The 10874-nt window shown below is 46.4% G+C and carries 8 protein-coding genes; 5 read left to right on the top strand and 3 right to left on the bottom strand.

Annotated elements, in window-relative coordinates; all coding sequences use genetic code 11:
* Positions 1 to 70 precede the first annotated feature (70 nt).
* Entirely contained in the window at positions 71 to 1561 is a 1491-nt protein-coding gene (locus tag AKG35_RS01350; RefSeq protein ID WP_011129634.1) for a malate:quinone oxidoreductase, read from the bottom strand.
* 76 nt (positions 1562 to 1637) lie between these two features.
* Between AKG35_RS01350 and AKG35_RS01345 the strand changes: the two genes are divergently transcribed.
* Positions 1638 to 1883 (top strand): NifU family protein, encoded by a 246-nt coding sequence (locus AKG35_RS01345; RefSeq protein ID WP_011129633.1) that lies wholly within the window; start codon positions 1638 to 1640, stop codon positions 1881 to 1883.
* Positions 1884 to 1935: 52 nt separating this feature from the next.
* Here AKG35_RS01345 and AKG35_RS01340 read toward each other — a convergent pair whose 3' ends face one another.
* Positions 1936 to 2925: a DUF3137 domain-containing protein gene (locus tag AKG35_RS01340; RefSeq protein WP_011129632.1), complete on the bottom strand. Its 990-nt coding sequence runs from the start codon at positions 2923 to 2925 to the stop codon at positions 1936 to 1938.
* Positions 2925 to 3431, bottom strand: a complete 507-nt coding sequence (locus AKG35_RS01335) for a LemA family protein (RefSeq protein WP_236069617.1) — start codon at positions 3429 to 3431, stop codon at positions 2925 to 2927. Before AKG35_RS01335 ends, AKG35_RS01340 begins: the two co-directional genes overlap by 1 nt.
* Before the next feature lie 575 nt (positions 3432 to 4006).
* On the opposite strand from AKG35_RS01335, the gene AKG35_RS01330 reads away from it, so the two are divergent.
* The 4 genes from AKG35_RS01330 (at position 4007) to AKG35_RS01315 (ending at position 10367) form a co-directional block, all read left to right on the top strand.
* Positions 4007 to 4240 carry a hypothetical protein gene (locus tag AKG35_RS01330; protein WP_041384253.1) on the top strand — a complete coding sequence of 78 codons (234 nt, stop codon included), beginning with the start codon at positions 4007 to 4009 and terminating at the stop codon, positions 4238 to 4240.
* A gap of 293 nt (positions 4241 to 4533) precedes the next feature.
* Positions 4534 to 4938, top strand: a complete 405-nt coding sequence (locus AKG35_RS01325) for a hypothetical protein (protein ID WP_011129630.1) — start codon at positions 4534 to 4536, stop codon at positions 4936 to 4938.
* A 631-nt stretch (positions 4939 to 5569) separates the two neighbouring features.
* Complete coding sequence (gene lanM, locus AKG35_RS01320; protein ID WP_011129629.1) at positions 5570 to 8776, top strand: lanthipeptide-modifying enzyme LanM; 3207 nt, start codon at positions 5570 to 5572, stop codon at positions 8774 to 8776.
* A gap of 451 nt (positions 8777 to 9227) precedes the next feature.
* Positions 9228 to 10367 (top strand): fatty acid desaturase, encoded by a 1140-nt coding sequence (locus AKG35_RS01315; protein WP_011129628.1) that lies wholly within the window; start codon positions 9228 to 9230, stop codon positions 10365 to 10367.
* Positions 10368 to 10874: the final 507 nt, after the last annotated feature.

The raw sequence follows: 10874 nt of genomic DNA, 5'->3' as shown, positions 1-10874 counted from the left end.
CTTTCAAGGTCAATATCTACAGTCTCATCAAAAGCTAATTATCAAACATCAAAATCAGACCATCTTTTGATCAAGTAAAATTGAGTAATTTATTGCTGCGTATGCGCATCTGCGTCAGCAGTAAGGGCTCAGAATTTGGATCATGGCCATAACTCGGCAACAATTTTCGCAATCTTTGTTGCCAAGACTCACTTGCCATACGCTCGCTCCAGCAACGCTGCAACACTTCCAGCATGACCGTCACCGCTGTACTAGCCCCAGGCGAAGCTCCTAATAAGGCAGCTAGGGAGCCATCTTGAGCGGATACCACCTCTGTACCCATCTGCAACCGCCCCCCCTCGGCTGTGCGTTTGATGATTTGTACTCTCTGTCCAGCAACTGAGAGCTTCCAATCATTCAACTGCGCATTGGGAAGAAATTGCTTTAAGGTTTCAAAGCGATCTTTCTCACTCTGCTGTAGCTCTGAGAGGAGATAAGTGACTAAATCAAAGTTTTTAAAACCCACCTCCAACATGGAGCGAAAATTGCTGCGCCGTACCGAACGCAAGAGATCCAAGCGGGAGCCTTGCTTGAGGAATTTGCTACTGAAACCCGCATAAGGCCCGAAAAGCAACGAGCGGCATCCATCAATCCAACGGCTATCAAGATGTGGCACAGACATTGGCGGAGCACCCACCTTCGCCTTGCCATACACCTTGGCGTGATGCCTTGCCGTTAAACCTGGCTCAGAGCAGACTAACCACTGTCCGCTCACTGGAAAGCCTGCATAGGCAGCTGCCTCTGGAATGCCAGATCGCTGCAACAAAGGCAATGCCCCCCCCCCTGCACCGAGAAACACAAAAGGTGTCTGCACAGAGCGACTTCCAGAAGAATGCTTGAGATCAAGATTCCACTGGTGCTTGCCGAGCCGGTGCAAATGAACGACTTCGCAGCCGCAACTCAATTCCAAAGCTCCGCTGGCTTGCAATGACTTCACATAGGCCCCTGTCAGCAATCCGAAATCCACATCCGTCCCCCGCTTAATGCAGGTTGCAGCAACAGACTCTGCATTGGCTCGCCCTTCCATCACCAATGGCATCCATTCGGCAAGCTCAGCGACATCAGTACTCCATTGCATGGAGGCAAAGGCAGGCAGCGCACTCAATTGCTGAAAGCGCTGATGCAAGAAAGCCAAATCAGCATCGCCAAAAACCACACTGATATGAGGGACCAGATGTAGAAATTGCTGCGGTAGCAACTTGCCCTTTTCCGTCAACGAAGCCCAGAACTCCAAAGAGCGCTCAAAGGCGGTATTAATGGCCAAAGCCTTAGCAGTAGCCACGCTGCCATCAGGCTGAAGCGGTGTGTAATTCAGTTCGCAATTAGCCGCATGACCAGTGCCTGCATTGTTTTCTGCCGCACTGCTCTCAAGACCCGGCGCCTGCAAACGCTCGACCATCAACAAACTCAGTTCAGGATCGAGCTCATGCAGCAGGGCCGCCAAAGTGGCACTCATAATTCCAGCCCCGACAAGCACCGCGTCGTAGCGAGATTGGGATCCAGCAACATCAGAGACGACCACAACTTGAAAGCACCCCTGCTGGCAAGGTTATGAGCGAACCCCCTAGGCTGGATAGATCCAAACGTGCAGAGCATCCATGAGTACAGAAGCCATGGCCCTCACCAACGAGAACGTGGAAACCGTTCTCGATGAACTAAGGCCCTTTCTTATGGCAGACGGCGGCAATGTAGAAATCGTCGAAATTGATGGTCCTGTGGTGAAAGTGCGTCTTCAAGGAGCCTGTGGCAGCTGCCCTAGTAGCACCATGACCCTAAAAATGGGTATCGAACGCAAGTTGCGCGAAATGATCCCCGAAGTCAGTGAAGTGGTGCAGGTGCTTTAAAGGCTGTAACCAGAACAACTCTTCCGCATGAGAATTTTTAGCATTTAAAAATTCATGGCTTCGTCCAAACACGACGGTTGAGATTGAGCTCTTCAACCACACCTATCGCCATCGCCATGTCGTCCACATAGCTCTTGATCAGTGTCTTGCTCCAAAGGGTGCGAAAAACTCTGGCCTCGAACATGTCATGGTCGCTCGGGATGGCCACATAAACGTTCTCTCCACAAAAAGAAAGACGAAGTTTTTGTCCGGTTCGCTGCCGAAATGAAACAATCCGCTCCATAAGGTTCGGGGTAAGGATATATCTCGCTTCATTTTGATCATCCCCGTAAACAACAAAGTACTTCTCGAAAACAGGATCTTCCAGAGTGATCAGTTCGGGATGTCGGCCAATCTTTTGAATGTTTTGAAAAAATTTTCCAACACCCCCAAAAAGACGTTCGGCTACATCTGGAAGCACAACAGTGGTGCCTTTAATTTGCTTATTGAAGTCTGCGACGAAAAACAAACCCTTGAAAATCGTGTGCCATGAGGTGTGCGTGGCTCCATCAGAATCGGTGCTCTGAGACTGATATTCCGCATGAACCTCGCTAAACTCGATACGGGTCTTTCCCAAAGTACCAAAAACCCGATCCTCGCCACGGTAACGATCAGGAGATGTATTAAATAACCCACTTTGCACAAACTGAGACTTAGACACCCGACCGTGTGGATCATATTGAAGAGTTGAATCAAAGAAGTTGACGATCGCTGTAATAATCTGCAGCTTGAACTGCATCTTATATTGCTTGGTTAGTTGCCTGTAGACGATGCCAAAGACAACCGCCACTACGGGAAGCAAAATAAAAGCTGCGATCTGCGAGATTAACTGAAAAGCTAGCAGAATGACAACAGCAATTATCAACAAGGCGATTAAGAATATAATCTTCAATATTTTCTGCAGAATGAGCTTTCGTTTGCCTTCAAATATCCGTAAAACTGGCATAATCTCCTGGCGGAAATAAGAAGGATGACCAGCAAAAAAGGATCGTTGATTCACCATTAGCCAGCAAATAGTTTAGCCGCGTTAGGGTTCTCTCTTTCGATAGCAGGCATTTCAAAAAGAGGGCGGAGTCGATAGCCGATCAGCCCAGCCAAAAGATTACTAGGAAACATTTCAATGGCATCATTGTAGTCAGTGGTTACGGCATTAAAGGTACGCCGGGCGGCAGAAAGCTGCTCCTCGATCTCATTCAAGGATCCCTGAAGAGCAAGAAAATTTTGGCTAGCCTTAAGATCTGGATAATTCTCAACTGAAACCATGATTGACTCCATGGCCTGGGAGAATTGATTCTCCAACTCAACCCTGCCACGCGTGCCTAGCCTGCCACTCTGAGCCATCCCTCGAAGCTCGGTTAGCTTGGCGAGGGTTCCTTGCTCATGCTGCATATACTGATTAACCGTCGCAATCAGGTTTGGCACGAGGTCATAACGCTTCTTGAGCTGAACATCAACTGATGCAAAAGCATTTTCAACTCGGTTCTTTTTTGCAACTAACGAATTAAACACCACTACAAATGAAACAAATATTAGGAGGATTGCGGTCAGGAAGAAGACAGAGCCAGGTAAAGACAAAAGGAAAAGACAACTTTTTTTGTATTAACATACTTAGTCCAGGAGGGCAAGAAAAAGAAGTGAGAAGTTAGAAGAATTGTAAGAAGTCATCGAGCTCATGCTTGGATTGGCTAAGATAAATGATTAACTGTCAGAGACAAACATTCCATGCCCAGCGAAGAAGAGGATCCCCGTGATCAAATGCCCAACCTCTCTCCTCTACCTACCTCGAAAGAGCTGCTGCAGCTTCCTCTGCAAATCGTAGTTTCTTTTATAATTTTGGCCGCATTATCCTATCTAATTGGCATGGGAGGAATAGTGCCCAAATTCGGTTTATAAAGCAACCGGAGAAGATTTCTGTCTAAATAAAAATTGTTGCTATTCAGCTTTTGACAAGTATATCTATTGTCAGAAGACCTGCTAAAGGTTAAATGGACACTTCTAAACAAGATGCTTGCCTTCAAGCATTTTTCTATTTTTCTCAGGAGATACGTGCGAAGCACTAGAATATCTTCGAAGTACAAGCACCTATGAGCAAGGATCAATCAAGAAGCAAGGTCATTTCCTTGGATTGTGAATCTTGGGTAAAAGTGAAATGTGATGGTGGTTATGAATATCTAAAAGGTGATGAGCTACATCATCTGAGAGATGAACTTAAATTACCCCCACAATCAACACAACATAATTTAATGAACAAAAACCCTCAAGGGTCAGGTTCTGGTTTAACGAAAGAGGATTATGAAAAGTGCTGTGAGGTCAACTAGGATCTATATCCCTGGATGGAAGCATGTAGCCCGATCAGGCTAGCTTTCGATTAGCTTTAGACTGATAACTAACTATAAAGAAACTAACGAAAAGCAATGTATCGAAGATGGCGGGTTGGAGACTATTGCTAGTGGTGACAACCACCCCACCCCTAAGACGAATCACACTCAGCTACACTTGGGTGAATCATTAACTGATGATCTCCTAGAAGGTGTTGGTTATGATGGTCAAAAGGTTGACATCCTGAGAAGCTCCTTAAAACAACCGTTTTTATTCTCCCGCTTAGAGAGTCATGACTAAGGACAAAACTGACTTAGCAATCCTTTTGTCTAAGAATGAAGACATTAAACCTCCTGATGAGGATAATGGTAGCTGGAGATTTGACTATATGGATGATGAGGTTATCGAAGAATTAATGAGGGTTGGTATAACCAAAAACACCTATGAGATTTTTCTGATCGACGTCTTCGAAGACAAACAGACCTTCATAGAGGAACACCTAAATGGTGACACTTCAATCGTAGATATTTATTCAGATCATAACGAAATGTTTAGGAATAACTATCAGATAGGTTGTTACTGGGTGAACAAACACTTGAACGACACTCATTATAAGTTCAATTTTCCCTTTGTTGTTTTCTACCATCAACAACATAGAAAGGAGGAATGGACACGTTACGTTTCTGTAGACGATTGATTACCGCTACATCTGAATACAATCAAATCTTTATGCTGGGAACTACTAATATTTCATCCAGCCATACTCATTACTTGGACTACTGAACCAATCCATAGTCTTAATGTGATGCTTAGAAATCTCTTTCCAGCACTCGCTAACAAGACCTATTTCAACTAGAAAGATGAGATGCGCCGCTCTAATGAAGAGCTTGGCAGCTCTTGGGTTTGTAGATAGGCAACCGAAGGTTCGCTGAAGGGGTATAACAACAACAATGCCAACACTTGCAGGCAGACAAGACATTACAATCCCTTACGAACAAATGCTGAAATAAGCCAGTAAGAATCAGAAATCACACATAGTCTTGTTTTTTCAGGCACTTTCCAGCTTTTCATTCACACCCTTTAGTCTTATCAAAGATATGGCTAGATGTTAGCAAAATACTCAAAAAAGTTTTCTCAAATTTGCGCTAGCTTTTAAAGCAACTCCTTAATCAAGGGCAATGAAAAATGAATCATTGGTTGCTCGTAGTCTTGCCACCTGCTTTAACGAGAGTAAAGCCTTGGACTGAAAACATTATTCTGATTCCCAATTCACTGTTTAATGTGACCATAGTTTTGATTCACAACCATCAATGGGAGCTGCCGAGCCTTTGGAAAGTCCATCATCTTGGAAAACCAGTTGGTTAGCAGCTATTGCTCCCGATGAGCCCCACAAATTCGATCGACGCCTTGAATGGGATGAGCTATCGGAGGAAAACTTCTTTGCTGCACTGAACAGTGAGCCAGCTTCCCTCGAGGAGGATGACCCTTGTTTTGAAGAGGCTCTACAAGATGCTCTTGAAGCTTTAAAGGCCGCCTGGGACTTACCCCTGTTACCAGTCGACAACAATCTTAATAGACCTTTTGTTGATGTTTGGTGGCCGATTCGTTGCCACTCAGCAGAGAGTCTTAGACAAAGCTTCGTTTCTGATAGCGCTGGCCTTGCTGATGAGATTTTTGATCAATTGGCAGACAGTCTGCTTGATCGGCTCTGTGCGCTTGGCGATCAAGTGTTATGGGAAGCCTTCAATAAGGAACGCACACCCGGCACGATGCTGCTTGCACATCTGGGTGCTGCTGGAGATGGATCAGGGCCACCAGTGCGTGAACACTACGAGCGATTCATCCAATCCCATCGCCGCAATGGATTAGCACCATTGCTTAAAGAATTTCCTGTGCTTGGGCGCCTAATCGGCACCGTTCTTTCACTTTGGTTTCAAGGCAGTGTGGAGATGTTGCAACGCATCTGTGCCGATCGCACAGTCCTTCAGCAATGCTTTGCGATTCCCTGCGGCCATCATCTCAAAACCGTCAAGCAGGGCTTGAGTGATCCCCACCGCGGTGGCCGTGCAGTCGCTGTTTTGGAATTTGCTGATCCCAATTCGACTGCCAACTCCTCCATGCATGTGGTCTACAAGCCCAAAGACATGGCTGTAGACGCGGCTTATCAGGCCACCTTGGCTGATCTCAATACCCACAGTGATCTCTCACCGTTGCGCACTCTTGCCATCCACAACGGCAACGGCTATGGCTATATGGAGCATGTCGTCCATCACCTATGCGCTAATGACAAAGAACTAACCAATTTCTATTTCAATGCCGGTCGACTAACAGCCTTATTGCATCTACTCGGTTGCACTGACTGCCATCACGAAAATCTAATTGCCTGCGGTGATCAGTTACTTCTGATCGATACCGAAACATTATTGGAAGCTGATCTTCCTGATCACATCAGCGACGCTTCCTCTACGACAGCTCAACCCAAACCTTCCAGTCTGCAAAAACAGTTTCAGCGTTCTGTTTTGCGTTCCGGTTTACTCCCGCAATGGATGTTTCTTGGAGAATCCAAACTGGCAATTGACATCAGCGCTCTTGGCATGTCGCCACCGAATAAACCCGAAAGAATTGCTCTTGGCTGGCTTGGATTTAACAGTGATGGAATGATGCCAGGTCGTGTTAGCCAGCCTGTTGAAATTCCAACCAGTTTGCCAGTTGGAATTGGTGAGGTTAATCCTTTTGATCGTTTTCTTGAAGACTTCTGCGATGGCTTCTCAATGCAAAGTGAAGCGCTCATCAAGCTCCGCAATCGCTGGTTGGATGTAAATGGAGTATTGGCTCACTTTGCAGGATTGCCACGCCGGATTGTGTTGCGAGCCACGCGTGTGTATTTCACCATTCAACGTCAGCAGTTAGAGCCAACTGCTTTGCGTTCTCCGCTAGCGCAGGCGCTCAAACTCGAGCAGCTAACACGTAGTTTTCTGCTCGCCGAATCCAAACCTCTTCACTGGCCAATTTTTGCAGCAGAAGTCAAGCAGATGCAGCACTTGGATATTCCTTTCTTCACTCATCTCATTGATGCTGATGCCCTCCAGCTCGGCGGATTGGAGCAAGAATTACCAGGCTTTATCCAAACCAGCGGTTTAGCGGCGGCTTATGAGCGATTGCGAAATCTAGATACCGATGAGATTGCTTTTCAACTGCGCCTAATTCGTGGAGCCGTAGAAGCGCGTGAGCTGCACACAACCCCTGAGAGTTCACCAACCCTTCCCCCCCCCGCGACACCAGAAGCGCTGATGTCATCATCGGCTGAGACGAGTCTGGAGGCAGCAAAGCGGATCGCCCATCGCCTTTTGGAATTGGCGATTCGCGACTCGCAGGGGCAGGTGGAGTGGCTGGGTATGGACCTGGGCGCTGATGGCGAGAGCTTTTCCTTTGGGCCCGTTGGTCTATCGCTTTATGGTGGATCCATAGGAATTGCCCACTTGCTGCAGCGCTTGCAAGCACAGCAGGTTTCATTGATGGATGCTGATGCCATTCAGACTGCAATCCTGCAACCCCTGGTTGGTCTTGTTGATCAACCCAGCGACGATGGCCGTCGGCGCTGGTGGCGTGATCAGCCACTGGGATTAAGTGGCTGTGGTGGAACCTTGTTGGCTCTTACTCTGCAAGGCGAGCAGGCGATGGCCAATAGTCTGCTCGCGGCGGCTCTACCGCGTTTCATCGAGGCTGATCAGCAATTGGATTTGATTGGTGGTTGCGCAGGCTTGATCGGATCGCTGGTGCAGCTGGGAACGGAATCAGCTCTGCAGTTGGCTTTGCGTGCTGGTGACCATCTCATTGCTCAACAAAATGAAGAAGGTGCCTGGAGCTCATCATCAAGCCAGCCAGGACTTTTGGGCTTCTCCCATGGAACAGCTGGTTATGCGGCAGCTCTTGCTCACCTACATGCTTTCTCCGCTGACGAGCGCTACCGCACAGCTGCCGCAGCTGCACTGGCTTATGAGCGGGCTCGATTCAATAAAGACGCGGGCAATTGGCCTGATTACCGCAGCATTGGTAGAGACTCAGATTCTGATGAGCCAAGCTTCATGGCTAGCTGGTGCCATGGTGCCCCGGGTATTGCCCTTGGCCGAGCCTGTCTGTGGGGTACGGCTCTTTGGGATGAAGAATGCACCAAGGAGATAGGGATTGGCTTGCAAACCACAGCAGCTGTCAGTTCTGTTTCGACGGATCATCTTTGCTGCGGATCACTGGGTTTGATGGTCTTGCTTGAGATGCTTTCTGCAGGCCCTTGGCCGATTGACAACCAGCTCAGATCTCATTGCCAAGACGTGGCTTTTCAGTACCGCCTGCAAGCTTTACAACGCTGCTCAGCTGAACCGATCAAGCTGCGATGCTTCGGCACAAAAGAAGGATTACTTGTACTGCCTGGCTTCTTCACAGGCTTAAGCGGGATGGGATTAGCGCTGCTCGAGGATGATCCATCAAGAGCTGTCGTATCTCAACTGATCAGCGCTGGTCTCTGGCCTACTGAATAAATCACCAGATTGTGCCCAATTAGCGATGCACTCCAAGTGACTAGCACCCAGCCTTTTTCAAACCATCGACAATACTTAGTGGATGTACCAAGCACTATTCGGACAAAAGCAGAACCGCTACGAAATCACAATGGCTTAACCACATTCTCAAAAGGCTGGTGAAAAGTTCAAAGGCATAAGCAAGAAAAAACAAGATGTCACCATGCCAATAACAACTACTTTGAAATTGGCATGCTCGACTTAACCAAATCCCAGAAGACTAGTATCAAATTGATGCAATATTTAAAAAAGCTAATGGCATTCAAGATGGTTGCATTCTGTTCAGCCTGTACTCAAGGTAGCTCATCTATTATTATATCCAATGAGCCCTTGCCAAGCATAGTCATTGAAAGATCATTCAGAAAGCCATGAAAAAACATTTTTTAGACAAAACCCTGCCAAAGGCATCATCATGTCTGGCCTCAATGGAAAGGCGCTCAAGGTTTCCAAAGCGGATATCCCTGATCTAGCTGCAATCAAGGCTATTTTGCCTCATCAATGCTTGAATTGCAGCACCAACACTTCCCTTGCTTATCTAGCGCAATCTCTGACGATACAGGCCATTGTAATTTCCATAGGGATGCACATCCCTCTAAATCTGGAAATATTACCTGTTTGGGTTTTCTACTGGCTTGTATCTGGCACAACAGCAATGGGCTTATGGGTTATCGCACATGAATGCGGACACGGTGCTTTTTCGAAAAACAGGAAACTAGAAACATTCGTTGGCTATGTATTGCATTCGATGCTTCTTGTTCCATATTTCTCATGGCAGCGTTCACATTTAGTTCACCATACTTATACAAACCATATCGCCAATGGTGAGACTCACGTGCCTTTAGTCATTCGTGGCAACGGAATTGATGAGCAGGCTGGTGGAGAAAAAGATATTGCCATAGCAGGCAGATTAGGAAAAGTTCAATATGGTGTATTTCAGCTTGTGCTTCATCTGGTTTTTGGCTGGCCAGCCTATTTGCTGACTGGGAAGACGGGAGGCCCAAAATATGGCCTATCGAATCACTTCTGGCCGATAGCACCTTTCTCTAAAAAATTGTGGACAGAAAAATGGATAAATAAAGTCTGGCTTTCCGATTGGGGGATATGTCTGGCTCTGTTTGGATTGATTGCCTGGAGCCTACATGATGGCTTTATTACTGTTTTTACAATTTACATAGCCCCTCTGTTAGTAGTCAATATCTGGCTAGTGACCTATACGTGGCTGCATCATACTGATACCGATGTTCCCCACCTTAGCAGTTCAGACTTCTCCCAATTGCGAGGTGCGTTCTTATCGATTGATAGGCCATATGGAAAAGTAATTGATTTCCTCCATCACAAGATAGGCTCTACTCATGCCATTCATCACATAGCACCTTGGATGCCTCATTACCATGCGGGCGAAGCAACTATTGCTCTAAAGAATGCTTTCCCAAAGGTATATCTTTACAGTCAAACACCAATTCTTCAGGCTCTCTGGCTTATTTCTACTAACTGCATAGCTGTCACTCGGGAAGAGAACAGTGGGCGCTATGTCTGGAAAAATCCTTGGTGAGATGACGACTATCGAGGAAGCTATATTAACTGGCTCAATATCTATCTAGTCAATTATTTAATCATCATTTACAACCAATACCTATATTCACTCCATTAAATGCTCTTGGGTTTAAAGCGATCTAAAATAATTTACGCTCTCTACACAAGCCCTTTTACCCACTACAAAAGTCCCCCTATGACGCAAATGTATCAACGGTCAGCTTGGGGAAAAGTTGTGACAGCGATGAATTGGTTGTTTTGACCAGAGTCGTAAGGTTTACCGGCACCAGCATGAAATACATCGAGGATCAGTATTTCCAATACCGAGCTGATCAAGCAACACAAGTTCTAAGTAAAAGTAGGGAAACAATCAAAGCAGCAAAAGATCATCTTTATAAGGCCTATACATTCCTGATCGAGATTTACACGCCACCCTCAATCTGTTGTAGTGGAAGTTTCATACAATTCAATCGATGCTTGAACTCATCAGCATTAGACTAGGCTATACATATGAAAAAGCGACTCA

Source organism: Prochlorococcus marinus str. MIT 9313, assembly GCF_000011485.1.
Taxonomy (GTDB): Bacteria; Cyanobacteriota; Cyanobacteriia; order PCC-6307; family Cyanobiaceae; genus Prochlorococcus; species Prochlorococcus marinus_D.
This window is presented reverse-complemented; position numbering and strand designations above follow the sequence as displayed.

Coding starts and splice junctions, on each gene's coding strand:
- AKG35_RS01345 (WP_011129633.1), top strand. CDS start 1,638: ATGAGTACAGAAGCCATGGCCCTCACCAACGAGAACGTGGAAACCGTT.
- AKG35_RS01340 (WP_011129632.1), bottom strand. CDS start 2,925: ATGGTGAATCAACGATCCTTTTTTGCTGGTCATCCTTCTTATTTCCGC.
- AKG35_RS01330 (WP_041384253.1), top strand. CDS start 4,007: ATGAGCAAGGATCAATCAAGAAGCAAGGTCATTTCCTTGGATTGTGAA.
- AKG35_RS01325 (WP_011129630.1), top strand. CDS start 4,534: ATGACTAAGGACAAAACTGACTTAGCAATCCTTTTGTCTAAGAATGAA.
- AKG35_RS01315 (WP_011129628.1), top strand. CDS start 9,228: ATGTCTGGCCTCAATGGAAAGGCGCTCAAGGTTTCCAAAGCGGATATC.